Consider the following 26,839-nt stretch of genomic DNA (forward strand, 5'->3'; position numbering starts at 1 on the left):
GTGCGAGCTGTGCAGAGCTAGTCGTCTTATGCTACTAATCCAGCTTTGGTTGCTGGCATAGCAACAAATCCTCTCAACCCTTCAATGTTTGTTAACCAGCGACGTACATTTGGGTAAGGTGCTAATGACACATCGCCTTCAGGTGCATGAGCAACGTAACTGTATATAGCAAAGTCAGCTAAGCTGATTTTATTTGCGACCAAATAATCTTGGTCGATAAGTTGTGCTTCTAATTTTGTTAACGCTTTTTCTGCTGTGGCTTTAGCAAACACCGGATCTGATGGTGAATTGAAAACATTAATTAATCTCGCTGCGCCTACGCCATAAGAGATTTCGCCCGCTGACATCGCAAGAAAACGATGCATTTCTGCTTCATGTTGCAGATCTTGAGGGATAAACGAAGGCGCATATTTACGCGCCAGATAAATGAGGATTGAAATTGAGTCGTGAACAACTGCATCACCGTCTTCAATAACAGGGACCAAACCCAAAGGGTTAAGGGTAAGAAACGGTGCTTGTTTATGCTCCCCAGCAGGAAGATCTACGTGGATAATGTTGTGCGCAATCCCCGCGACACTCGCAAATAGCTGCACGCGATGAGCATGACCTGAAAGTGGGAAACTGTGAATTTTAATGGCATTAGACATGATGTGTTCCTTTAAGGGTTGAATGATTTGTGCGTGAGAAAAGAATAAAGTTCACACGGCATAAATACAATGACCTGTTTTATTGAAACATTATCTCTATTATGGATATAATATTAATGGCTGTTATTAATGGTCATTACTCATGTGAGGATCATCTATGGATACAATTGATAGTATGCGTATTTTTGTTGCGGTCGCGGGGCAAAAATCGTTTACGGCGGGGGCAAAACAGCTAGGTATTAGTACTAATTTGGCCAGCAAGCATGTGCGACAGTTAGAGGCCCGTTTAGGTGCGCAACTTATTCATCGGACAACTAGACGTGTCACTTTGAGTGATACAGGACTCGCGTATTTTGAACGCTGCGTGTTTATAATTGATCAATTTGATGAGTTAGAAGGTTTAGTTCAAGAGCGTCAATCCGAACTTGCGGGGCCTATTCGTATTACTGCGCCAACAGGATTTGGGTCAAGGGAATTGGTAGAAGCGATTCGACCTTTTCAAATTGCACACCCTAAAGTGTCTATCAATCTGCATCTGTCCGATCAGCATGTCGATATACTTGACGAAGGTTTTGATCTCGCCATTCGTTTTGGTCCACTGCAAAATTCTACGCTTATTGCTCGTAAGTTGCTTACTATGCGATTAGTGGTGTTTGCATCACCGGAATATATCAATACACATGGTGAACCATTACATCCTAGCGATTTATCAACACATAATTGTTTATTACAATCATCGTCAGCAGATCCGGAGCATTGGGCCTTTACGGTTGCTGGCACAGAACAAAAATATCGGGTAAATGGGTCTTTTACGGCAAATTCGCCTCGGGCGGTCGCGCATATGGCCGTTGGAGGTTTAGGTATTGGTCGTTGTCCGCTGTACACCGTTGAACCCTTTCTTAAAAGTGGTGAGTTGGTATTGTTGTTTGACGATAAGATGGTTAGCGTATTTAACTTATACGCTGTATATCCTTCTGCACGTCATTTAACAGCTCGGATTAGAAAATTGATAGATCACTTAGTAACGGCGTTAGGATAATTTTATCTAAAATAATATCGTATCAGCTTAGGGCTATTGACCATTAAACCTGCATTGATGATGCTATTCGATATGTCGATGAGGTCATTGATACACTTAGAACTTAGTTTAATTCAACTGAGTATCATAATTGACGCTATTAAAAATATCTTACAATCCAATTACTTAACGGCCGCTCAACGCAATAGTAAATGTTTGAATTGTTGCTGAGTTTAAAATACTCCAGTTCGTCTTCTCGACCGCTTCGGACATTTAGTGGATTTAGATTTTTAACATTCACATAAATATAAACATTTAAAAAAGTGAGGTTTCAGGGCTGTGTGATTATTGTCCGTTATTTACGACATCTTTGAGGTGCATCAAGGTTTCATCGACACATTTGACTTAAATTTATTAGGTAAGTGTTATTTTTATTTGCTGTTATGTATCAGATTCTTTCAGCTCTACTTAGCCAAGGTGGGTTAGCAAAAAGGTAAAATAGCAGCATTAATAGACCGATAATGTTTGGATTGTCCTAGCAGCCTGACGTTTTATAGGTGAATCAATATGAGTAAAGCTAAAAGTGATACCAATAAACATCGTGACAATCTCGAAGGAGACATTAAAGAGGCGGTTGAGGCAGATAAGGATATTCGGGACACCGTTCGGTGCATTACTCTTAAAGCATTGAGTGAAGGAAAATTAGACCTCAATGAGCTCTCACAGATTGCACGCTGCGTGATTAAAGGTGCCGGTTTAGGTGCAGTTATTCATAGTCGTGATGGTCAAACCCACCAGCTCACTAAGGCGGTTGCTGGGCTTGAGGATGCCTTATGTTCTGCCGTAGAGGCATCCAAATTAGCTGTTGAAGAAGCCAGTTCGCATGTTAACACCTTTAGTAAACAAGATTTACAGCGCACCATTAATGACCTTAGTGAACTTGAAGCTATGTATTTAGAGACGTTAAAAGACGTGGCAAAAGAGGCTAATGAGGCGGTATCCGTTACTTTAAATGATTTGGCTCGTCATGGTCGAGTAAGCGGCACCGCCGTCGGCCAGAAAGTAACTGAAGTTTCTACATTATTAAACCAACAATTAACTGAGCGGTTAAGCGACACGGTGGCAGCTGGAGTCGATTCTGCAGCTAAAGTAACCCGTAACCTCGCTTATGCGGCAGCAGGTTTTCTTGATGCTTTTGCACAAAAATTGAATGAGAAATCAACATCTAATTCCAACTCAAATAAGAGTCAATAATGGGTGAAGCATGCTTTGGGAAACGTTAGGTACCGCGCGAGATATTGGCCGACTGAATGAGCTTGCTTCGGTTTTAATTCGTTATGGCTTCGGCGATGTGTTGCGCAGGCTTGGCCTTGCTAATGTGTTTAATGTCGCCGGTAAGGCTCTGCATTGGAAGCATGCAGCTGAAATAACCCAGTTAGAATCACCGGTTAGGTTTTGCCATGCACTGGCAGAAATGGGACCAACCTTTATCAAACTAGGACAGATCCTTGCTACGCGTTCAGACCTATTTCCACCAGAGTGGACTGCTGAATTTGAAAAATTGCAGAATCATGCGCCGCCGGTATCATTTGAATTAATCTGTAAACAGTTACAGGAAGACTTAGGTTGTAGTCCGCAACAGGCTTTTGCCGAATTTAATCCAACCCCTTTTGCTGCCGCATCGATTGCCCAAGTTCATCGGGCTCGCCTACACGATGGTGCTGAAGTCATTATTAAGGTTCGCAGGCCAGGCATAAGACCTGTTATGGAAGCTGATCTACGTTTACTTGCCCGTATTGCAGAGGTGATGGAGTCAGAGTCACCGACACTACGCCGTTTTAGGCCTCGTGAGGTGGTCCGTCAATTTACCCATTCTCTAAGGCGGGAACTGGATTTATTGGCCGAGTGTCGTAATGCTGAAAGGGTGGCAAACAATTTCAAAAGTAACCCTAACATCGTTATTCCAAAAGTGTATTGGTCGTGGTGCAGTGAACGCGTCAATGTTCAACAGTTTATTGATGGTATTTCTGGACGGAATATAGCAGCAGTGGAGCAGGCTGGATTAGATAGGAAGCTGTTAGCTAAGTATGGTGGTCAAGCTGCGTTGAAAATGATTTTAATTGATGGTTTTTATCATGCGGATCCCCATCAAGGTAATATTTTTTATCTGCCTGAAAATCGAATCGCATTTATTGACTTTGGCATGGTGGGACGATTGTCTTCCCAACGCCGCCATCAAGTGGTGCAACTTTTACATAGCATGGTTGAATTGGATGCTTCTCGTGTTGTTGATGTATTACTGACTTGGGCTGGCGATCCTCCGCTCAATAGTGAGAATCTTACTTTTGAAGTAGAAGAATTTGTTGATAAGTATCATGGCATTTCGTTAAAAAGTTTCCATTTGAGCATGATGTTGACTGAACTGATATCACTGCTTAGAGAATATGGCCTCAGCTTACCTCCTGATATTATTATATTGATCAAAGCATTAATTGCGCTTGAAGGTGTTGCCCTGCAATTAGATCCTGACTTTAATATGGTGTCTGAAGCAAAACCATTATTACACCAGTTAATGTTAGAACGATACGCACCAGACGCATTGGCCAAAAGAGGTTGGCAAGCCATTGTCGATACCGGTGAATTGTTAAGTGGATTACCGCAAGACTTACAACAACTTTTACGTTCAGCCCGTAGTGGTAGATTTCAGCTGCATATTGATGTCACAAGACTAAAAGCCTTTGGCAATCAACTTGATCGTGCTGCTAGTCGAGTCGCCATTGGTAATGTGGTAGCGGCCATGATTATTGGATCTTCTATTGTGATGACAGTTGATGGAGGACCAACTTTATTTGGTTTGCCGTTATTTGGCATACTTGGATTTCTGAGTGCTGCCGTCGGTGGGATTTGGTTGTTATTCTCTATTTGGTCAAGTGGGCGCTGGAAGTAGCAAATTATCACTACATCAATAATAAACATGAGGCTGCATTAAATTTTATGCAGCTTTGCAGTGCCAAAGTATTAAAAATAGACCTCGATAAGAGTAAATCATATTACCTTTGCTGTTTTGTACGATATGAGTAACTGCTCCATTGATTCAGTGTAAAACATAACCATTCCTTCCAAAAACAAGCTGAATGATCAGACCATTTAGTCTAAAAGGTGACAAGAAGTTGCAAACACTCAATGTTGCCTAACGCCTAACGTGTAAAATCTGACGTTTAAAATCTATAAACTACATTTGTACTTAATTGATGTAGTCACTAACGCTTTATCTAATTCAAATGTGAAGAGACTTTTTCTTAACTAATCGTTGGTTTTTTGCGGTAAATCGACATGTTATTTATGTGCTCTATTGATAACAAAAAACGTTTCATTAGTGCTGCTTTAGGTATTAGTACTGACTGTTATGTCAAATTGTTGCATCGGTAAACTTCACTCAAATACTTGAATCGGTCACGCAATGCTTGTTGAAAAACAATCTATGAAAATAATGTGCAATAACAAGATCATGCAATGTCACTATTACGTCATTGATACGCTTTAAACGCATCGGTTGAGATGACGATTAACGCTTAGACCAAAGTCGATAGCCAACAATGACATAGAGAGTGCTAACCTGAGTAAAAATGGATTGGAGTATTCATGCTAAATAGAATGATTTTGATTAATGGTTTAGTGGTATTTGCCATCACTGTACTGCTGAGTTATTTAACCTTACCTCCTTGGCTGTATGCATTATTGATCGCACTCGCGTCTGTAGCCACGCTACTGCTTACCCACAAAAAACAAATAAGCCCAGAAATCCTTGAGTCATCTCAAAAAGATGAGCATGTTGCGAGTGGTATCAGTAAAGCCGCCACTCGAATTGCTATTGGTGGGGCTGAAGTGTCATTTTTTATTGAAAACCTAGCACATGCAATGGGTTTGCAAGTTAAGCATGTTCAAGAAATATCAGAGCGTGCGGGTAATTTAGAGCAAGGTGCTCAACAACTGTTAGGCCAATCAGCCAAAGTACGTTTACTGGTTGAAGAGGCAAATACCCAAGCTTCAAGCTACGCCAAAGAAATAAAACAAGTTGATGAACAACAACGCAGCTTGTCTACTGAAATTGAATCAACAGCAGTGTTATTAATAGAACTTAACAACAAAGCAAACGCTATAAGCAGTATCACCGACACTATTAATAAACTATCTGATCAAACCAATATGTTGGCACTCAATGCTGCAATTGAAGCGGCTAGAGCTGGTGAACAAGGCAGAGGATTTGCCGTGGTTGCCGATGAAGTTCGTAATCTGGCACATAAAACGGCTGAAGCAACGCAAGGTATAGAATCATTGCTGTCAGAAATTGGTGAAAATAGCATTCAATCTGTACAAGCAATGCAACGAGTCAGTGACATGGGGGGAAAACTCTCTCAGCGTATGAATGAGATTTATATTCTTACAAAGGCAAGCCAAGAAAGCATGGCCGATGCAGCAAGCGAAATGCTGCAAATGGATCAAACTGTAGGTTTTACCGTTGATAACACCAATGGCATAGGTGCCAATATTGAAGGAATAGGGGCCTCTATACTCAAAGTTGATACCGACTTAATAGAAGCTTCAGATCGAGTTCTTGAGCTTAGTGGCTTTGCAGAGCAGATATTTCGTCATTTACAAAGTTTCGATTTATCGGATAAACACGCAATTATCGCTAATGTCGCACTCAATGCTGCGGCTGATGTCGGAGCGATTTTTGAAAATGCTCTGTTAAAAGGTTCACTCACACAAGCCCAATTATTTGACTCAAATTACCAGCCAATCCCTAAAACCGACCCTCAAAAATTTACCACTGGTTTTGACCGTTTTACAGACTCCAATTTACCTAGCATTCAAGAGGCCATTTTAAAAAATAACACCGATATTATTTATGCCGGAGCTGTAGATGTAAGAGGGTATTTTCCTACCCACAATATCAAATTTTCTCAGCCTTTAAGCGGAAACCGGGAGCAAGATCTTGCTGGTAATCGCACCAAACGCATCTTTAATGACCCTACAGGAAAGCGATGCGGCAACAATACTGAAAGTTTTTTACTGCAAACATATAAGCGTGATACCGGTGAGGTGATGCATGATCTCTCTGCACCAATTTACGTTAACGGCAAACATTGGGGAGGATTTAGAATTGGTTATAAGGCCGAAGAGTCATAAATAATTAGCTCTATCCGGCTAATTTTTATGATTTTATGAGTATGTTGCCAACGAAACTTAACACAGGGGAATCATGTTTTTCATTCATTGACTAAGTTCCAACATGAACAGCAATCTAAATTTAATTGTTGTGCGTTATTAACAATCAACATTAGCAGCGTAAAAAAATCAAGTAAGCTAAAATTATTACCTTGTAGAAACCGCCCATAAACATACCGTTTATTCATATCGGTAAAAACATTATCTTTAACTTATTAGTCTTTAAAGGCTAATAAGTTAAATATTTAGGCTTTTCTGTTTAAGGCTAAAACCTGCAACAAAAGTGATCGCAAAATTAGCCTGTTAATAGCTGTTATTTATTTTCGTGTTTGGTGAAGCGAAAATACAGAATGTGATATATAAATATATGATTATTTATATGTTTTTTATTTTTAAATTAACCTGATTTTGAAATAAGCCTGAAATCACGAGCCGATTTTGTTAAAATCTTTGCCTGAAGATGCAATCGAGTATCAATTTAATAGGGCAAGGCGGCTCTAATTGAGGTTTTATGAAGATAAATAAGGACAAATACAGTATAGATAACTCCGATTATACTGTCGGGCAAGATAACATTCAAAAATGGGGTTTTGATATACATAACCCTGTATTTGGAACGAGTGCAGGCTTAATCGCTATTTTTTTAATTGCCATTTTAATTATCGACCCGGCAACATCAAAAGAATTTTTAGATGGTATGAAATGGCAGATAATAAGTGCATTTGACGGCCTCTTTATGTGGTCTATGAATCTATTTGTGATCTTCTGTCTGGCATTAATTGTTTCACCTTATGGTAAAATTCGCCTAGGTGGTGACGGCGCAAAAGCCGATCATTCAAGACTTTCCTGGATAGCGATGCTTTTTGCTGCAGGTATGGGTATTGGTTTGATGTTTTGGGGCGTTGCAGAACCGTTAGCGTATTACACCGGCTGGTATGAAACACCACTGAATGTGGTCGCCAATACCCCGGCAGCAGCAGAGCTTGCACTGGGTGCAACTATGTTCCATTGGGGATTACACCCTTGGGCGGTTTATGGCGTAGTCGCCTTATCGTTATCTTTCTTTGCGTACAACAAAGGCTTACCGCTTTCCATACGTTCTGCTTTTTATCCTATATTAGGCGACCGTACCTGGGGTTGGCCCGGACATGTGATTGATGTTTTAGCTGTAATCGCCACATTATTTGGTTTGGCAACATCACTCGGTTTAGGTGCTCAACAAGCTGCGGGTGGTTTCCAGCACGTGTTTGGTATTGAAGGTGACCTATCCTTGCAAATCACTATTATTGTTGTAGTGACCATGCTGGCTATTGTCTCTGTGGTACGCGGGCTTGAAGGTGGTGTTAAAGTAATCAGTAACGTCAATATGTTACTTGCTGTTGTTTTAGTTGTCTTTGTTGCGCTTGTGACCGCTGCTGTTTCTATGGGCACTATTCCTACCACAGTAATGGGTTATGTTAAGAATATCATTCCCTTGAGTAATCCAATTGGTCGTGAAGATGAAGCTTGGATGCACGGCTGGACCGTGTTTTATTGGGCATGGTGGATTTCATGGTCTCCATTTGTGGGTATGTTTATTGCTCGTATTTCTCGTGGCCGTACGGTACGTGAATTTCTTACTGCAGTATTAATTATACCAACATCAGTGACTATCTTATGGATGTCAGTATTTGGTGGTGTCGCTATTGACCAAGTTGTCAATGAGGTCGGCATATTAGGCAGTGAAGGACTAACGGACGTTCCGCTTGCTATGTTCCAGATGTTTGATGCACTGCCATTAGGCAATATTTTATCAATGATAGCTGTGCTACTGGTACTGGTTTTCTTTATTACCTCTTCCGATTCCGGGTCGTTGGTGATAGACAGTATTACTGCCGGTGGTAAAATTGATGCGCCGATCCCACAACGTATTTTTTGGGCTACAATTGAGGGTGCTATCGCAGCGGTATTACTCTGGGTTGGTGGCACTCAGGCGATTGAGGCATTACAAGCAGGTGCCATTTCGACGGCCTTACCCTTTACCATTATTTTATTGGTAATGTGTGTCAGTTTGTTGATGGGTATGCGCACTGAAAAACATAATAAAAACTAGTTTTTATTTGCTACAAAAAAGCCGATGATTGATTCATCGGCTTTTTTTTAAGCATAATTTTTGATCAATCAAAGCACATTACAACCATAATTTGTCAATCGCAGTGTCTGGACTAAAATGATATTTAATTTGAGCCTGCAGTAACTCTGCGGTGGCAATTGCATCGGTTAACGCATCATGGGGTGCATAAGCAGGTAAGTGATAACGTTCACGGCTATTGGCAAGCCGAATTGATTCTGTGCGCTTTCTTTTAAATAAATTAAGCAACCCTTGTGACTTCGCCCGTTGCACATTAGCCTCAATCTGCATGGTATCGATAACCGGAAACACAATACCTTCATTAATCAACATGCGTAAAGTGTGGTCAAGAAAATCACGCTCAATATGCCGATAATGCACCACCACAACTTTTCCAGCCAATTCATTTAAAAGCTGCTCCAAAATCAACAACAAATCTGGTGCACCTTGTAAATCTGAGTGGGTAATACCGTGAATAATAATTGAGTTTTCTTGTAATTTATCGATAGGGTTGAGATACCATTTTTTTGCTTTACTACAAAAAATTCGCTGTAAATTAAATGGTACTAGCCCAATACTAATGATGCTGTTTTGCTGTGAATCTAAACCGGTAGTTTCAAAATCCAATGCGACAAACTCAATATCACTTAATGGTGTTTCATTATGATAAGTACCTGCATGATAAAAATCATGCAGGCGTTTATCTTTACTGTTATTGGCTTTTAATTCTAGAAAGGCTTGCCAGTTTAAAATCTCCTGGTCGCTGAAATTAGTCATGAGTTAACCTTTAAAGTTTGTTAGAACTGTAGCGATATTTTAAAAAGTTTTGCGCATTGCTTAACACTAAAAAAGCATCTTTAAGGTTGCGTCTTTCAAAATCAGACATACTTTCGGGTTCAATATTATTATCAGGCTCAATCCCAGACTCTATGTCTGTTGACTGATGACGCAAACGAACCAAAGAAATAAGCTCCATGGCATGTTGTAAATCTTCGCCCTTGGATGTGGGCAGAATACCCGAATCGATAATGTCTTCTAAACGTTCAAATGAGTTTTGTGATTGTGAGCCGATGGCAAGGGCATGCACTCGGATCAAATCGGCCAATGGCGCAGTACCACGACGTTTTAAATTGATAGAGTTATTATGACGCCCATCTTTTTCCATCACAAAATCTTTAAAGAATCCCAGAGGTGGTTTTCGGTTGAGGGCATTGTGTGCTAAACAGGCTAAAAAGCGGTTGTTTTTCTTGGCTTTACTTAAGATAAAGGCATTGAGTTGTTCGGCCCATTTTATGCGACCATAAACCCCCGTAAGATCAAAGAAAATAGAGCAGTTTAATAAGGCTTGAGGGTTGGGGTTTTCTATCCAGTCACCGAAACATTCTTCCCATTGTTCGCGTGTTTTACGGTATTCAGGGTTACTTGCCATAATATCACCGGTGCAGTAACTGTACCCGCAGGCAGCTAAACCATCACAAACAAAATCTGCTAATTTTTCAAAATATGCTCCATGCAACGCAACGTTATAGCTATTATCCAGGATAATAGCATTATCCTGATCGGTCACCATTAGCTGTTCATCTCGAGCCATCGAACCCAGAGCTAAGAAGCAATATGGAACAGGTGGCGGGCCGAACTTTTCTTCTGCAAGTTCTAATAAACGCTGTTTAAAGTTACGACCGATTTCAGACATTGCCCGTCCGACCATGTGTGAATTAGCGTCTTCGTTAACCATGCGTACAAAACAGTTTTTTAACTCCGCAGAAAGCAGCACTAAATCTTCGCTACTTTTTTGCTGGAAGATACTGCTTACAAATAACAAACTATTTTGCGATTCGTAGCGAATGATATCCGCAACTTCAATCAGACCAATCGGTTTCTTATTTTTTAGAATGGGCAGATGATCAATATTGTTGCGCAGCATAAGCAACATCGCTTCAAAAATATACGCGTTGTGATCCAGCGAAATTAAATCGGTCGACATGACTTGTGAAATAGGATTATCAACACTTACCCCGGCTGCAATGACCTTAGCGCAGAGATCATGTTCGGTAATAATACCAACGAAACTGCTATCTTGTTGATCATCTATATCTGGGTCATTAATTAATACCGCAGATATATTCTCTTCGGCCATGATTTTGGCCACAGCTTGTATGCTGCTATTACAGGTCAGAACCACAGGCTCTCTGGTGACTAAGGTTTTTACTTTGGAAGTGGTCAGTGCATTAGCATCATCGGTTTTTCCTTTTACCGCTTGTTTTAAACGGGTGGAATCCTCAGCTTCAACAAAATCAGCAAAATCATCATAATTCTCGCACAAATCATTGAATACCGACTCAGGAATACAGTATACCAGCGTATCTTTTACCGCTTTGGCTGGGAAGCGCACTTTATTATTGGTTAACAAGCCCATTTGTCCAAATAACTGACCCTGGTCTAAACGATTATAAAGTTCACCTTTACGGCGATATAACTCTACGACTCCGCTGCGGATCATATATAGCTCTTTAACGTTGTCATTAAAGTTAACAATCATGCTATCTGTGCGGTAATAAGAAATCTCAACACTTTTAGCAACGTCAATTAACACTTGTTCTGGAAGCTGATCAAATGGGGCGTACTGAGCAATAAAGCTCTGAATTTCGAGTACTTCGGCTGTCATGAATAGACCTGCTAGTTGGTGATGACTGGAGAATTATTAATATCTATTTAGCTATTATACGAGTGAAAATTGCTATTGTGTTCGAATATATAGCGGTTGCTGAGGCCATTAGTTACCTTTACGTGTTAAGCAGTAATGATGGTGGCCTAGCCAAGACGAACGATAATCTACTTATGTTATTAGCCATAGTAGCACTGCTGTTCTGATATTGTACCCAAAGCATTTTTGTGTGGTTAGATATTGAGTTAATTTGGTGAAACAAGTGACATTGCTGAATATTGTCATCAATGATGACATTTACTGTTCGATTTAATAAGGCAATTTTATAAATTCCAGCCTAAGTGGTTAATCTATCCGCACTTATTCGTGCGTAATTAACACCATAGAAGTTAAAAATAAAAATTTTCTCTGAGGATAAAGACTATTTATGACGCAGTGTCTCTTGTTATGTGAACATCGATATAAGGTTGTAGAACGTAATGCAACTCGATAGCAAACGCAGCACTCGAGGTGCCAGTTAATTTAAGTGCAAGACTAAGCAAGACTAAGCAAGACTAAGCAAGACTAAGCAAGACTAAGCAAGACTAAGCAGCACAATCTAAGTCAATTTATTGATATTTATCAACATATATAGCCCGAGATGATGGGCGTGTTATCCATTTTGGCTGAATATTTTACAGATCAAATTTATGCTGCTGACACTATGCTTTCATGCCGTTGTGTAAGGTGTCATCGTGTTCAAAAATGGATGATAGTACTGCTATTGTGTCATTGAGTTAGCTTTATATTGTTAACTAAGCTTGGCACTTTTGTGAATGAAGTTAAGGCATAGTGTTTAGGATATAAATCCATTTCATAGGGCTATGCTGATGTAGTGTTATTTAAAGGAGAGATGTTTTTTAATCAATTAATGCTCATTATCTAACCTGACCATACTGTAATAGAGTTGATCAAGATCAAGCGTATAGTTTGTCTGTGGGCCTAAACTGATTACTGTAGATGGGTTAAAAGCTGTTTATTGATCCGTTGCAAACTTGCTCTCTGTGAGGGGATAAAATGAATTTTAAAGACTATTACACTGTATTAGGCATAGACCCTAAAGCGAATGATAAAGCGGTAAAGGTCGCTTATAAAAAACTCGCCGTGCAGTATCATCCCGATGTGAGTAAACATCCAGATGCAGAAGAAAAATTCAAAGAAATTGGTGAAGCCTATGAGGTGTTGCATAACACTAAAAAGCGAGCCGAATATGACGAGTTACGTCATCATCATCTTAATAGAACCCAAAATAGCTATGCCAATCAAGGTGGAGCGAATGGCGCCAGTCAAAATTGGGGACAACAGCAAAGCGATCCTCAAACCGATCAAGAATTTTCAGACTTTTTTAGTTCAATTTTTGGTTCAAGCCACGGTGGTTTTGAACAAGGTGGCCAACATAGGCAACGCCAAACCCAGCCCCCAAAAGGCCAAGATATTGAAATTGAGTTTCCGATGTTTCTCGAAGAAACATTGGTCGATACTCTTAAGCCAGTCGAGTTTACCTTACAACAACGAGAACCTAGCGGTCGTATCGTTGAGCAACCTAAATCGTTAAAAGTTAAAATTCCTGCTGGCGTTGTTAATGGCGAACGTATTCGCTTGAAAGGACAGGGCGGTCCGGGACCGACCAAGGCCGACAATGGCGATCTCTATTTACAAATTCGGTTTGTGCCTCATCCCATGTTTGATGTTGATGGCCGAGATTTGAGCATTGTTGTGCCAATAGCGCCATGGGAAGCCGTGCTGGGTACCAAGCTTAAACTGCCCACGTTAACCGGTCATATTCAGCTCACTATCCCTGCTAATAGTCAGTCAGGACAGCGATTACGTATAAAAGGAAAAGGCTTACTCAGTAAAAAAGTACATGGGGACTTATTTGCTGTACTCAAAATAGTCGTCCCGACATCACCAGACGAAACAAGCACACAATTGTGGACTGAATTAGCAGAGAAAAATAAATTCGACCCACGTGCCAGTTGGAGTAAATAACGATGCTGCAGATTAATATAAGCGAACAAGATTGTTGGTTGAGTAGTGATGAACTGTGTGAGTGCAGTGATATCAGCTCAGCCTTACTACTTGAACTTGTGGAGCACAGTATTGCGATTCCATTGCAGGGCGAGGTGATAGAAACATGGCAATTTAGTGTCGAGAATTTACATCAAGTTAAAAAAGCCACACGCATTCAACGTGATCTGGCACTCGACTGGGGTGGCATTGGTTTAATTTTACAATTACTCGATGAAAGAGACCGATTAGATCATGAAGTCCATATGCTAAAACAGCAACTAAGTCGGTTTAAAATATAATGGCATATCGCTGACTATTGGATGTTAAGGCTCGTTACACTTCTCATTGGCAGTAGCGATTAAGCGGCAGCCTGATTATATAAGTACCGCGATTTAGGACTGTCATTTAATCAATGCTACCTAACTATCGTTATTTAAGCTGTTTATAAAGGTTTATTAACGTTCTTTGCCGCTAAAAAACCAATACAGCTAAAATACATAAAGCCGAATAATGACTGTTGATTGTGGCCTAATGACATTACTTGTGCTCATTTAAGTACAATGCCTCTGGCCATAAATGGGCTGTAGGCAATGCTTCTTCTACCGATTGTGCCGCATATAGGCATCGTTTAATAAAGGAACACAAATTCAGACAACCAAATCGATGACATCAATATAATAATGGATAATTACAGCGTTTGAAGTTGGTTTTTTGCAATGGTATTAATAAACAAGGTCAATGGTAAACAGACACAGATAGACGAGAAAGATACCAATAATAACGAATCTAAACCAGCGCGTAGCGGTGCTAAAAATATCCAATAGCGACATCGGAGTTACAATTAAAAACGCCGTATTATCTAGTTCTTTCTCACGAATAATTGCCACTGATACAAACATAAACATCGTCATTGTTAGGATCACCGCAAGTAAGCTAGGCACATGGCGAATATCGCTATTATCAGCATCACCAAATATCATTATTTGCGGTTATAGAATTTTCACTATCATGTTAAATGTGATCCGATCCCGACTCTATAATCATCCTGTTTTTGTAATCATTCTAAATGGCTATAGGCGAAGGTTGTAATTTGCTGTCATCGCTTACAACCCGCGATGACAGGGGTAACACTCATAAATAACCCATCAAACAGAGGGCGCGTGATGTGACTTGCTTGGCGAGGAGCATCAACGTAATTAATGTGACAAGAGAAACCAGAAAAACTCATGTAATACTTCTTAACAAAAGTATAAGCCAACAATAACCTTAGTGAGTCAAAGTAGTAGTGTAGTCGTACGATAAATATTCATAATCTAGCCATGAAAAGATAAGTCATCACTGCATAAAACACTTGATTCATGTGAATTAAAAAACAGCAAATTAATTCAGTTTCTGAAGCCTATAAATTTACTAACTAGCCAATTAACGATAAGCCTAAATGATTAACCACATAGTGCTTAGTTAACGAGGATGATGTAGACAACTAAATCAATAAATTACCCCTGACAAATATAAGGGTAATTTCGGTTTTATTTTTACAATTAAATTCAATGATTTATGTCTATTTCTGAAAACACTAACATTGACATGATTAGCGTTTAGGGACTACTGTATAAAATATATCGCGAAAGTGTGTGGTAAATATTTAACAGCGCAAAATTTATTCACGTGCTTTTTATGTAGCGTTAGTACAAAAAAGCAGAACGGCGTAAAAGAGCGTCATGGAAAATATTATGGAAAAAATAGTAATAAAAAATCTCTATAAGGTTTTTGGTTCTGAACCTCGCAAGGGGGTAAAATTACTTGAACAAGGGAAAAGTAAAGAAGAAATTTACGAACAGACAGGACTAACTGTTGCAGTTCAAGGTGCAAGCTTTACTGTGAACAAAGGTGAAATTTTTGTCGTGATGGGTCTGTCCGGCTCAGGAAAATCAACTCTAGTAAGAATGCTAAACAGGCTTATTGAACCAACGTCTGGAGAGGTGTTAGTTGATGGTCAAAATATCCTCAAAATGAATAAGGATGAGCTGGTAAAGTTTCGCAGAAGTAAAACCAGTATGGTCTTTCAGTCTTTCGCTCTTATGCCTCACCAAACAGTGTTAGAAAATGCTGCATTTGGACTCGAGCTTGATGGTATGGATAAGAAACAACGTGAAGAGCGAGCTCTAGATGCTTTAAAACAAGTCGGACTCGAAGGCTTGGAGAATGCATATCCCAAAGAGTTAAGTGGTGGTATGCAGCAGCGAGTTGGATTGGCGCGAGGTTTAGCGGTTGATCCTGATATCTTGCTCATGGATGAGGCATTTTCGGCGCTTGATCCTCTTATTAAGACAGAGATGCAAGATGAACTGCTTAAACTGCAAGATCGTCATGAGCGCACCATCATTTTTATCTCCCATGATTTAGACGAAGCACTACGTATTGGTGACCGAATTGCCATTATGCAGGGCGGCCAAGTTATCCAAGTCGGGACGCCAGAAGAGATTTTGCAAAATCCCGCTGACGATTATGTACGCGCTTTTTTCCGCGGTGTTGATCCAACCGGTGTTATCTCCGCAGGGGACATTGCCCGCGATAGCCAGCCAACGGTCGTTTGGCATACTAAAGCAGGTAGCCCACGAGCCACATTAGAAATGTTGAGTATGAAAGATCGCGAATTTGCCTATGTATTAGATTCAGAACACCGGTTTTTAGGTGTTGTCTCTTCAGATTCCCTGCGCGACGCTATTGACCAAGGAAATGGTACCAGCAAACTTGAGCATGCCTTTCTTGCAGAAGCTAAATCTGTTCAGGAAACCGATAGTCTTCAAGACATTTTATCTTTGGTAGCATCTCATTCTTGGCCTATTCCAGTTGTAAACTCAGAAAATAGATATCGCGGAGTTGTTTCTAAAAATCTGTTTCTTCGTACCTTAAACCGTGCAGAGAAGGGGACTTATTTTGAGCAGTCAGCATCTTAGAATACTAGCTTCAGGAGTGTTATATCATGTTCAGTTTTAATGAAAGAGTTATTCCCTTAGATGCATGGATCACAAGCCTTGTTGACTGGTTGGTAGAAGGGTATCGATGGTTTTTCCAGATGATAAAATGGCCCGTAGATTTCATTTTATCGAGTGTGTCAGATGGACTTCTGGCAACTTCACCTCTGCTTGTTATTGCACTGTTTGGCGTCATTGCTTGGCGGGTGTCAGGTTTCAAACTTGCTGGTTTTACGCTTGCATCGTTGATTCTCATTGGTCTGCTTGGTTTCTGGTCTGAAACCATGATAACCCTCGCCATGGTATTTTCATCTGTTGTGTTCTGCACCGTTGTTGGCGTGCCATTTGGTATATGGGCTGGACGCAGTGATCGTGTTAATAACATTCTACGACCCATTTTGGATGCGATGCAGACAACGCCAGCCTTTGTCTATTTGGTACCTATAGTGATGCTTTTTTCTATTGGCAACACTGCGGGTGTTCTTGCAACCATCATTTTTGCCCTGCCACCGTTGGTTAGATTAACCAGTCTCGGTATCAGGCAGGTACACCCAGAGTTAGTCGAGGCTGCGCTCGCCTTTGGGGCAACAAGCTCGCAGGTTTTACTTAAAGTTCAGATACCACTTGCTCTTCCGACCATCATGGCTGGTCTTAATCAGACCATTATGATGTCGCTCTCCATGGTGGTTATCGCCGCAATGATTGGCGCAGGAGGCCTCGGGGCACCTGTCGTTCTGGGCTTAAATACACTTGATATTGGTTTGGCCACGGTTGGCGGTCTTGCGATTGTTTTATTAGCAATCATTCTAGATAGAATCACCCAATCATTGGCAACCCCAAAAAATAAGGACGTAAAATGATACTTAAAAAAGTAATACTGGGCGCAGCTTTAGCTGCAATCACAATGACAGGGTCTGCAGCTCTTGCTGATACTCTCAAGCCAGGAGAAGGCATAACCGTTAAACCAGCTCGAGCGACATGGGACACCGGTTTTTTTCAGGAAGCGCTTGTACGACGAGGTCTTGAGACTCTGGGGTATGATGTGGAAAAGCCCAAAACGCTGGTGAATCCAATTTTTTACAAAACGGTCACTCTCGGTGATATTGATTATTGGACCAATGGTTGGTTTCCAATGCATAACGATCAACTACCGAAAAATTTCGATAAAAAAGCTGAAAAGATTGGTTATGTCATGAAAGCCGGTGGACTGGGTGGCTATTTAGTGTCTAAAAAAGAGGCCGATAAATATAATATTACCTCCCTTGAAGATTTTAAACGCCCTGAGGTGAAGAAAGCCTTTGATACCAATGGTGATGGCAAGGCCGATCTGACTGCCTGCCCTCCAGGCTGGGGATGTGAAAAAATAATCACCCATCATATGGACGTATATGGTCTCAAAGATGCTATCAATCCAGTGAAAGCGGCATATGCAGCAGGAATGGCATCGGCGATGGCGGGTTATAAAAATGGTGGACCAATCTTCTTCTATACTTGGGCACCAAATTGGACCATTTTTAAACTGAAGCCAGGCAAGGACGTTGTGTGGATCAACGTGCCTGAAATCAATCCGACCAAAGCACAAAGTTCTGCTGTTGAACGAATGACGATAAAGGGACTTGAAGGCGCAGTTTCTGACCCGGTAAAACTTGGTTTTGTTGCTTCTGACATCCAGGTCGTCGCCAACAAAAAATTCACCAAGCAAAATCCAGCAGCTAGGAAATTTTTTGAAGTATTTACCCTGCAGCTTGCCGACGTCAACGAACAGAATACTCGGATGAACGATGGCGAAAAGAGTGAACAGGACATTCAACGCCACGTTGATGCGTGGATTGCCAAAAACCAAGATCAATGGAACGGTTGGCTGACTGAAGCACGTAATGCTGCTAAATAGTCTCAACCTGCAATAGCTTATTGGTAACCCGGAGCACACATACAGTGCTTACGGGTTATTTTTATACAACCCCAAGTGTTTAGTAAAACGTATGCCAGCGCTTTCAAAAAAGAGGACTAAGCTGATAGTGATTTAGCCCCTAAAGAGGCAATGATGCTTTTCAAAGGAACAAGCCTAAGTTCTTATCATATTTTTCAAAATACATTTCGAATTCAACATATTATTTAAAATATAATTCATAAAAAAAATGAATGTGCTTATTTAAGTCCAAAGGTACAGGTCTATTATTGGTAATTATTTAAAGATAATGACCCCATCTATGGCAACAAAAAATAAGGAACGAAAATGATAATTAAGAAAGTAATAATGGGTGTCGCTTTAGCTGCAATGACCATGACAGGGTCTGCAGCTCTTGCCGATAATCACCAGCCTGGTGAAGGCGTAACCGTTAAACCTGCGCGGGCCACGTGGGACACGGGATTTTTTCAGGAAGCGCTTGTACGACGAGGTCTTGAAACACTGGGGTATGATGTAGAAAAACCTAAAGATCTGTCGAATCCGATCTTTTACAAAACCGTGACTCTCGGTGATGTTGATTATTGGACCAATGGCTGGTTTCCAAATCATGACAGCCAGATGCCGAAAGGATTTTATGACAAAGGTGAGAAAGTTGGTTTTGTGGTTAAGGCCGGGGGGCTGCAGGGCTATTTGGTGTCTAAGAAAGAGGCCGATAAATATAATATTACCTCCCTTGAAGATTTTAAACGCCCTGAAGTGAAAAAAGCCTTTGATACCAATGGCGATGGCAAAGCCGATCTGACCGCTTGCCCTCCAGGTTGGGGATGTGAAAAAGTCATCAGCCACCATATGGATGTATACGATCTCAAAGATGCTATTAATCCGGTGACCGCTTCATATGCAGCAGGAATGGCGTCAGCGATGGCGGGTTATAAAAATGGTGGACCAATATTTTTCTATACCTGGGCACCAAACTGGACCATTTTCAAACTGAAACCAGGCAAGGACGTTGTGTGGATAAACGTTCCTGAAATTAAGCCATCCGAAGCTCAACGTTCTGGTGTTGAACGAATGACGTTGAGTGACATTGAAGGCGCGGTTTCTGACCCAGTAAAACTAGGTTTTGTTGTTTCTGACATCCAAATAGTCGCCAACAAAAAATTCACCAAGCAGAATCCCGCAGCAAGGAAATTTTTTGAGGTATTTACCTTGCCGCTTGGCGATATCAACGAACAAAACACTCGGATGAACGAAGGCGAAAAGAGTACCCAGGATATTCAAGGCCACGTGGATGAGTGGATTACCAAAAATCAGGATAAATGGAACGGTTGGCTGACTGAAGCACGTAACGCGGCTAAATAGTCTCAACCTGCAATAACTAATGGTAACCCGGAGTACACATACCATGTTTCCGGGTTTTTTAAAGATAAGACTGGTGTGTATAAAGACAATTTGACATATAACCACTACTTATCAATGAAGAGGTCATTTACTTTTGTGTTTGAAAACAGAGTATGAATAAACATTTATAGCTAGATTATTACGATCTAGCCTTTGGTAAGCCATCTCGGTATTGGTCACCATCACGCGCTGATTTCGCATCGGCTAAACGGCTAATACTTTTAAAATAGCGTTAGGAATATAGTTAAGTAGGTCACTGGCTAACATGCCATATTGGCTTAAGTCCTCTGCAGCAATGTCGCCTGCCAAACCGTGTAAATAGACACCCAAACACGCTGCATTTATTGGGCTAACGCCTTGAGCGCAAAACCCTGAAATCATACCTGTTAATACATCGCCGGTTCCGGCTTTGGCTAGCGCGCTGTTACCTGTTGGGTTGATAAATACTCGCTCGCCATCACTAATCACACTGTGTTTGCCTTTAAGTACCACCACTGTGTTTAATTGCTTAGCGGCAATACTGGCATAGTGCACCCGTTTGGCTTGAATTTCGCTGACATCAACATTGAGTAACCTTGATAACTCCTTTGGGTGTGGTGTGATAATGCTGTTTTTGGGCAAGTTGATAGATGTTTTCGATGGGCCGCTAGGATGAAGTAAGTGACTCATAAAGTTAAGTGCGTCAGCGTCAAAGATGACCGGATTAGGATTAGCTTGTATCTCAGTTAATAGGGCGTAAAAAAATCCATTATTGCCATCAGGAACAGATAAACCCTGTGAATGGCTGTTGCTAAGATGTTTGTTACTGAGTGGAGGGTTAGCGAGAGGACTAATGTTAGTGCTAATGTTAGGGCTAATAATGAGTTGGTCAGTACTGTGGCCAATACTTAATCCACTGCCCATGGAAATGACACTGGCTTGGTTGAGTTTATCGCGAAGTTGTAACACAGCCCTTTTATCAATGGCCTGTACGTCAATGGCCTGTACGTCAATAGCTTGTAGGTCACTCGACTGAGTATTCGATGGCTGCATCTTTGTTGATAATAAGTCTGTTGCTTGCTCTGCATCATCATGCCTTTGTGTTACATGAGTGAGTAGTGGCAAGGTAACAACATTTGGCGTTAATGCACTCACACTGTCACATACCGATGGGCTACTGGCTAAGGTGACGTAACCCGCACCAACTCGTAATGCGGATAAACTCGACAAATAAGCCGCTCCCCGATAATGCAATGAACCAGCAATATTCAATACATGGCCAAAAGTCATTTTATGGCTGTTATCCGGCCTTGGAGGCAATATACTTTTGATATATTCAAGGGTTAACGTATTCATTGGCACTCGCGAGTTAATTTTGCATATCGATACAATAAAGTAGCACAAACAGGAAAACCGTAATGGCTACTGCGACAAAAAAATGATGATATTTAGCTCTTACTATTAATTCATTAGTCTTGGAGGTATTGTTAATAGATTAATACCCTTTGGCTTAGACATAATATTAAGGAAAATGAATGACTAGAATAAACTGGGGCATAGTGAGTACTGGCAGAATAGCGGCTTTATTTTGTCAAGATTTAGTCTTTTCGGCTAACAGTCATTTATATGCCGTTGCCGCGCGGCAACAAACGGATGCCGATGCTTTTGCAAAGCAATACGGCGCCGAAAAGGCCTATCAAGGCTACCAAGCATTATTTGATGATCCAGACGTTGATATTGTGTATGTCGCCACGCCACATAATTTTCATTTTCAGCAAGCTTATGATGCTTTAATGGCAGGTAAACACGTGTTGTGCGAAAAACCGATGACAGTGTCGGTTGAAGAATGCAATATTTTGGTTACGTTAGCCAAAGACAAAGGCTTGCTGTTAATGGAAGCATTATGGACTTATTTTTTGCCAGCAATTAAACAAGCAAAAAAATGGTTAGATGAAGGCCGTATTGGTCAGCTTAAACACGTCAAAGTCGATTTTGGCTATCCGATCCCATTTACGCCTGATGGGCGTGAATATAATCCGCAATTAGCGGGTGGATGTTTATTGGATATGGGTATTTACCCATTGGCGATTGCAGATTATTTTATTAAAGCTGACATCGATAATCTGTATGTTCAAGCACATGTATGTGAAACCGGTGTTGAAGATGATGTGATTATTATTGGTAAAAGTGGTGATATCGCTGTGAGTTTAGCTTCGTCGTTTCAGTGCCGATTAAGTAACAACGCTTATCTTATTGGCGATAAAGGTTACATTGTTATTCCTGATGCATTCAGAGCGTCTGAATGCAGTTTGTATCATCTAGATGAGTTGGTCGATAGCTTTATTGATAGCAGAGCATCATTGGGCTATCACTTTGAGGCGGATGAAGCATGTCGACTCATCGAACAAGGCGATCTTGAAAGTAGGGTAGTAACACATCAACATAGCTTATTGTTTCAGTCGCAACTAGCGAGAATAAAGGCACTGATTTAAGATTGATTCAGTCGCTATGCTGGCAATATAGTCAATATAGCGGACGCCAATCATTGAGCGGATTAACTCTTTTTTTCGGTAGCGGGTTTGCTGAAACTTTTATTGTCGCTTAACTGCATGGCGACCAATATTACAGCCATAATACTGGCTAATAGCATGGCGGTAGAAAAGCTCACCGTGGTGCCACCGGGAATAAATTCAACAAACGAAGTGATAAACTGACCGCCAAATACGGCCATCGTAAAATAGGATAAATTTTTGCCTCTAACGTTGGCTGCACTTTTTTCTACCGTCATATGGTTAAGTAACGGAATACTGAAACCAAAACCAATACCCGCAAAGACAGCTCCAATGAGTAATATCGGCATACCGTTTGCGTTTGCAAAACCAACATGCGCGAGGGCATATGCTACAAATGCGACAGCTAACAAATACGTAGCGCTCATGTGTTTGGCAACTTTTGGCATAAAGTACGCAGCAACCACTGCAACCAATGAGATAAACGCTAGTAAATTACCCACTTGAGCTTCGTTATAGCCTTGTTGAACCATGCTCTTTGGGAGCACGACAATAGCGGTAAAAAAGATCACCATTGCCATAGTGGCAAAAAGATAAACCTGATGAAGTGATAGCCCTTGTTGAGTCTGGTTGTTATCACATTCAGCCTCAACCGTGATGGATGGATGTTTACGCGGCACAAATAACAACAGCATCAGTAAAAATAACCAAGCTATTAAGTATAAACTCAGCGGATAAGCCCAATTAATACTGGCTAATGTACCGCCTAAAAACAGAAACAATACCCCACCTAATTCGATAGCCATACCTTGTTTAGCTATCATGCTGAGCCGCTCATTACCGGTGTACCATTGCGAAATAAGTACGGTACTGCTCGCCATAACTACCGCAGTAATACCGCCTAATAAAATACGATTAGACAATACAAACCAAGGGCCATTCAGCCAATACACCGCAAAGCCCAAGGCCCCATAGAGTATTAAACCGACGATGAGCGCCCGATAAGCGCCAAACTTATCAATTGATTTACCCGCTATTGGGGCAAATAATACTGCACCTAATGCCGGAAAAGTCACCAGCCATACCGCATATTCATTGATGCCCAATGCATTCGATATGCTTAGTAATCCCGGAGCAACAAGGGCGCCAACCATAATGGTGAGGCTGGCAATACACAGCAGCGAAAAGCTGCCAAGTTTAGATAAACGAGTCATTGTTTTACCTGTGATTTGCTGAAGAACCATGATTAAGAAAAGAGGGCGAAAGAGTGATTGTTCAACCACTCAGTCATTGGTATCAGCATTGAACGTTAAGCCAGCAGCTTTAATGCTTGTATGATGTCTTCTGGCTCTGAACGAGTTCGGTAATCTACGTTGACATAACGCCAGGTGACAACGCCGTCTTGACCGATAACGAATGTCGCGGGGATCGGTAACACACTGCCATTGCGATTATTGATGGTTTCAAGGTCGAGCTTGCGATCAAGGCGCATATGTTCAGCGAGAAATTCAGGCACTTGCCATGCAACCCCATATTGTGATGCAACTTTTGCATCTTGATCTGACAATACCAAGAACTCTAGGTCGTGCATTTCATCTTTTGTCATAGAGCCATCCGGCACTTGCGGACTGATGGCAACCAATTGAGCTCCAAGGGTATGAATATCGGCTAACCGTGCTTGTAAAGCACGCAGCTGTAAGTTGCAGTACGGGCACCAACTGCCACGATAAAATGTCACTACAACAGGGCCTTGGTGCAGTAAATCTACCAGGGATATTAATTTCCCATCCGAATGAGGTAACGAAAAGTTGGGCGCTTTTTGGCCAAGATTAATTGCACTATCACCTTGTTGAAATGCTTTTGCTTGTTCAATAATATCGTCAACGACTTTCATGAAATCAGGGTTCTTTTGTCGTCCCTCATTCATTTTAGCGTCGGTTTGCTGTTGTAAACTTTTCATATATTCCCTCGATAGCAACTAATTTAGCTAGCCTTTGGCAGACGACTCTGTGATTGGGACTTTGTAAATATAACTAGGCTAAAGAGTAAAGTGTTAGCGTCTATAATAAAAATGTTATTATTTTATTGAATCTATAGCAAAAGCGTATTTGAGGTGATTGTGGATATAAAAACATTGAAAAGCTTTATTAGCGTAGCGTCACACCAAAGCTTTTCTGGCGCGGCGCGTGATCTCAATACGGTACAGCCGGCGATTAGCCGTCATATTGCCATGTTGGAAGAAGAGCTAGGAGTTATGCTGTTTATCCGCAATTCGCGCCAGGTAAAAATCACTAACGCGGGAGAGCAATTGCTGCACGATGCGAAACAGATTATTGCATTGGCAGACAACGCAAAAAGTCAGGTAAAACGAGCACAGCAGGGGCAGATAGGCGAGCTTAATATCGCTCATTTAAGTTCAGCATGTTTGACTTTTATGGCAGATTTAGTTCGCAGCTATTCGCAGCAATATCCTGATGTGCATGTCACGTTATTTGAAATGACCGCGACAGAACAAATTGAAGCATTTAAAGATAACCGCATAGATGTTGGGTTTTCGCGGCCATTACCCAGCGGGATTATTGATGAATTTAACAGTAGTGATATTTACATCGACAAGTTGATGGCCGTTGTGGGACAACACCATCCCCTGGCTGAATATAGCCAAATAGAATTGGGTCAATTACAACAGCAAAAGTTGATCATCTTTAACCGTGACGAAGCAGTAGGTTTGTTTGACGATACTATTATGCTGTGTAAACAAGCAGGATTTTCGGCCAATATTATTAGCCAACCTAAACATATGCAGACCTTGTTAACTGAGGTGGCTGCTGGTCTAGGTGTTGCTATTGCGCCTTATTGTATTCGTAAATTATACAGTCAAGGTTGTCATTTTTTACCTTTCACTGATGCACATAAAGCTATACCCACTCAGCTACATGTAAAGCGTGCTAATGATCGTGCTACTGTAGAAGCTTTTGTCGCGTTGGCATTACACAACAAAGCTAAAATTGCCAAAAGTATGGCTTAATTAATAGAGCTTGAATGATAGAGTTTAAGAAGTGCAGCTAAGTGATGAAGTTTAAGTGAGATGGAACATTGCACTTAAGCCAGCTAGATACTCAACATTTTATACTAACAGGCCAGAGGAAGGCATTGACTATGGATGAGGTTTTACCACAAAACAGGCGTTATTCAGAACTTGATTGGTTGCGGGTGGTACTGATTTTTGCAGTTTTTTTACACCATGTATTGATGCCATTTAATGGTGACGACTGGCATGTGATGAATAATGAATCGAGCAAAGTGCTTGACGATATCATGGTGTACTTTGAACAACTCAGACTGCAAACATTGTTTTTTATCGCGGGTGCAGCCAGTTTTTTGTTACTGCAAAAAATGCCCGTGCGCCAATTTCTCTCGAGTAAGTTTCATCGGCTTTTTATCCCTTTGCTGGTGGGAATGATATTGATTGTGCCGCCACAACATTATTATGAAAACATTACTGAATATAGCTCTTTAGCATCGGCGTATGGTGAGTTGATGTTGTCGTTTGATAGTAATCATTTATGGTTTATTGAATTTTTAGTTATCTTTATGCTGCTTGCGGTGCCACTTAGGTATTTGTTAACACGCCAGACCGGTATTAAGTTACAACAATGGCTTGAACGAATAAGCCGTCATCGTTTTGGGTTGCTCAGTTTAGTTTTAGTGTTAATCGTATTACGTGGTGCGCTTAAATATGTTGCGCCATCAGACAGTCACCATATCGAAAACCTGTCATTGAGTGTGTTTTATTTGTTTTTCTTCATTGCAGGCATGTGCTTTGTCAAAAGCGAGCTTATTTGGCGCGCGTTAGCTGAACATCGATACACTTATTTAGCCAGTTTGTTCGTGAGTTCAATCCTGTTTTATGGCTACTATTACTCACCTGATTTAAGCCCGTATTTGTCACTTACCACACGATGGCAATTATGGTGGTTAGTTTGTACGCTAGTGTCTTGGTCTGGGTTATTAACCATGGCAGGTTTTGCGATTGCTCATATTAAAAATACGCCAACATGGCTGCATCAAACCAACGAATTGATCTGCCCGTTTTATATTTTGCATCAAACTGTGATTGTGATGTTGGCGTTTTATATTGTGCAGTGGCAAGCTTCAATCGCAATTAAATCGGTAAGTTTATTATTGAGTGCTTTTATAGTGTGTGCATTGCTATGTTATTGGTTGATACGGCCATTTAACGTTACGCGGTATTTATTTGGACTTAAAATTATGTCTAAATCCAAATAACAGCTATTGATTAAGTTTTTGATATTAAGGAATTTAACCGTAATAGCTCACATT

Annotated in this window: 20 protein-coding genes; 14 read left to right on the plus strand and 6 right to left on the minus strand. The window is 40.9% G+C overall.

The genetic code is table 11. The annotated features are described in order from the left end of the window. Positions 1–26: 26 nt before the first annotated feature. Complete coding sequence (locus AAEY94_RS16010) at positions 27–647, minus strand: glutathione S-transferase family protein (protein WP_182744387.1); 621 nt, start codon at positions 645–647, stop codon at positions 27–29. 157 nt (positions 648–804) lie between these two features. On the opposite strand from AAEY94_RS16010, the gene AAEY94_RS16015 reads away from it, so the two are divergent. The 5 genes from AAEY94_RS16015 (at position 805) to AAEY94_RS16035 (ending at position 8,986) form a co-directional block, all read left to right on the plus strand. After that, a complete protein-coding gene (locus AAEY94_RS16015; protein WP_101088464.1) occupies positions 805–1,686 on the plus strand; it encodes a LysR family transcriptional regulator in 882 nt (293 codons plus the stop codon). Positions 1,687–2,232: 546 nt separating this feature from the next. After that, on the plus strand, positions 2,233–2,919 hold the full coding sequence (locus AAEY94_RS16020; protein WP_350979239.1) for a DUF6781 family protein: 687 nt from the start codon (positions 2,233–2,235) through the stop codon (positions 2,917–2,919). A gap of 10 nt (positions 2,920–2,929) precedes the next feature. Continuing rightward, positions 2,930–4,612, plus strand: a complete 1,683-nt coding sequence (locus tag AAEY94_RS16025; protein WP_350979240.1) for an ABC1 kinase family protein — start codon at positions 2,930–2,932, stop codon at positions 4,610–4,612. A 695-nt stretch (positions 4,613–5,307) separates the two neighbouring features. Then, positions 5,308–6,855, plus strand: coding sequence for a methyl-accepting chemotaxis protein (locus tag AAEY94_RS16030; protein WP_335692142.1), 1,548 nt, complete (start codon positions 5,308–5,310; stop codon positions 6,853–6,855). A 550-nt stretch (positions 6,856–7,405) separates the two neighbouring features. After that, positions 7,406–8,986 (plus strand): BCCT family transporter, encoded by a 1,581-nt coding sequence (locus AAEY94_RS16035; protein ID WP_182744383.1) that lies wholly within the window; start codon positions 7,406–7,408, stop codon positions 8,984–8,986. A 78-nt stretch (positions 8,987–9,064) separates the two neighbouring features. On the opposite strand, the gene AAEY94_RS16040 is transcribed toward AAEY94_RS16035, so the two are convergent. Then, on the minus strand, positions 9,065–9,781 hold the full coding sequence (locus AAEY94_RS16040; RefSeq protein WP_101088459.1) for a 3'-5' exonuclease: 717 nt from the start codon (positions 9,779–9,781) through the stop codon (positions 9,065–9,067). A 10-nt stretch (positions 9,782–9,791) separates the two neighbouring features. Continuing rightward, positions 9,792–11,669: a DUF294 nucleotidyltransferase-like domain-containing protein gene (locus tag AAEY94_RS16045; protein ID WP_350979241.1), complete on the minus strand. Its 1,878-nt coding sequence runs from the start codon at positions 11,667–11,669 to the stop codon at positions 9,792–9,794. Positions 11,670–12,725: 1,056 nt separating this feature from the next. Between AAEY94_RS16045 and AAEY94_RS16050 the strand changes: the two genes are divergently transcribed. From AAEY94_RS16050 to proX (AAEY94_RS16075), 6 genes are all read left to right on the plus strand, one after another. Continuing rightward, positions 12,726–13,697: a DnaJ C-terminal domain-containing protein gene (locus AAEY94_RS16050; protein WP_101088457.1), complete on the plus strand. Its 972-nt coding sequence runs from the start codon at positions 12,726–12,728 to the stop codon at positions 13,695–13,697. A gap of 2 nt (positions 13,698–13,699) precedes the next feature. Beyond that, complete coding sequence (locus AAEY94_RS16055; protein WP_101088456.1) at positions 13,700–14,017, plus strand: chaperone modulator CbpM; 318 nt, start codon at positions 13,700–13,702, stop codon at positions 14,015–14,017. Positions 14,018–15,451: 1,434 nt separating this feature from the next. Continuing rightward, positions 15,452–16,678, plus strand: a complete 1,227-nt coding sequence (gene proV, locus AAEY94_RS16060) for a glycine betaine/L-proline ABC transporter ATP-binding protein ProV (RefSeq protein WP_350979242.1) — start codon at positions 15,452–15,454, stop codon at positions 16,676–16,678. Between the two features lie 26 nt (positions 16,679–16,704). Next, on the plus strand, positions 16,705–17,556 hold the full coding sequence (locus AAEY94_RS16065) for an ABC transporter permease (RefSeq protein WP_192114804.1): 852 nt from the start codon (positions 16,705–16,707) through the stop codon (positions 17,554–17,556). Further along, a complete protein-coding gene (gene proX, locus AAEY94_RS16070) occupies positions 17,553–18,587 on the plus strand; it encodes a glycine betaine/L-proline ABC transporter substrate-binding protein ProX (RefSeq protein ID WP_162022988.1) in 1,035 nt (344 codons plus the stop codon). The genes AAEY94_RS16065 and proX (AAEY94_RS16070) overlap by 4 nt, the downstream gene beginning before the upstream one ends. 345 nt (positions 18,588–18,932) lie before the next feature. Continuing rightward, positions 18,933–19,967: a glycine betaine/L-proline ABC transporter substrate-binding protein ProX gene (gene proX / locus AAEY94_RS16075; RefSeq protein ID WP_350979243.1), complete on the plus strand. Its 1,035-nt coding sequence runs from the start codon at positions 18,933–18,935 to the stop codon at positions 19,965–19,967. Between the two features lie 243 nt (positions 19,968–20,210). Here the strand turns inward: proX (AAEY94_RS16075) and AAEY94_RS16080 are convergent, their stop codons facing one another. Continuing rightward, positions 20,211–21,341: an NAD(P)H-hydrate dehydratase gene (locus AAEY94_RS16080; protein ID WP_350979244.1), complete on the minus strand. Its 1,131-nt coding sequence runs from the start codon at positions 21,339–21,341 to the stop codon at positions 20,211–20,213. A 179-nt stretch (positions 21,342–21,520) separates the two neighbouring features. Between AAEY94_RS16080 and AAEY94_RS16085 the strand changes: the two genes are divergently transcribed. Next, complete coding sequence (locus tag AAEY94_RS16085; protein WP_335692135.1) at positions 21,521–22,477, plus strand: Gfo/Idh/MocA family protein; 957 nt, start codon at positions 21,521–21,523, stop codon at positions 22,475–22,477. Between the two features lie 62 nt (positions 22,478–22,539). On the opposite strand, the gene AAEY94_RS16090 is transcribed toward AAEY94_RS16085, so the two are convergent. After that, positions 22,540–23,709 carry an MFS transporter gene (locus tag AAEY94_RS16090; RefSeq protein ID WP_350979245.1) on the minus strand — a complete coding sequence of 390 codons (1,170 nt, stop codon included), beginning with the start codon at positions 23,707–23,709 and terminating at the stop codon, positions 22,540–22,542. Between the two features lie 95 nt (positions 23,710–23,804). Then, positions 23,805–24,455 carry a peroxiredoxin-like family protein gene (locus tag AAEY94_RS16095; RefSeq protein ID WP_350979246.1) on the minus strand — a complete coding sequence of 217 codons (651 nt, stop codon included), beginning with the start codon at positions 24,453–24,455 and terminating at the stop codon, positions 23,805–23,807. Positions 24,456–24,614: 159 nt separating this feature from the next. Between AAEY94_RS16095 and AAEY94_RS16100 the strand changes: the two genes are divergently transcribed. Then, positions 24,615–25,523, plus strand: coding sequence for a LysR family transcriptional regulator (locus tag AAEY94_RS16100; RefSeq protein WP_350979247.1), 909 nt, complete (start codon positions 24,615–24,617; stop codon positions 25,521–25,523). Between the two features lie 131 nt (positions 25,524–25,654). Further along, entirely contained in the window at positions 25,655–26,785 is a 1,131-nt protein-coding gene (locus AAEY94_RS16105; RefSeq protein ID WP_350979248.1) for an acyltransferase family protein, read from the plus strand. Positions 26,786–26,839: the final 54 nt, after the last annotated feature.

It is taken from the genome of Shewanella sp. AC34-MNA-CIBAN-0136 (assembly GCF_040309945.1).
In the GTDB taxonomy this organism is placed as follows: Bacteria; Pseudomonadota; Gammaproteobacteria; order Enterobacterales; family Shewanellaceae; genus Shewanella.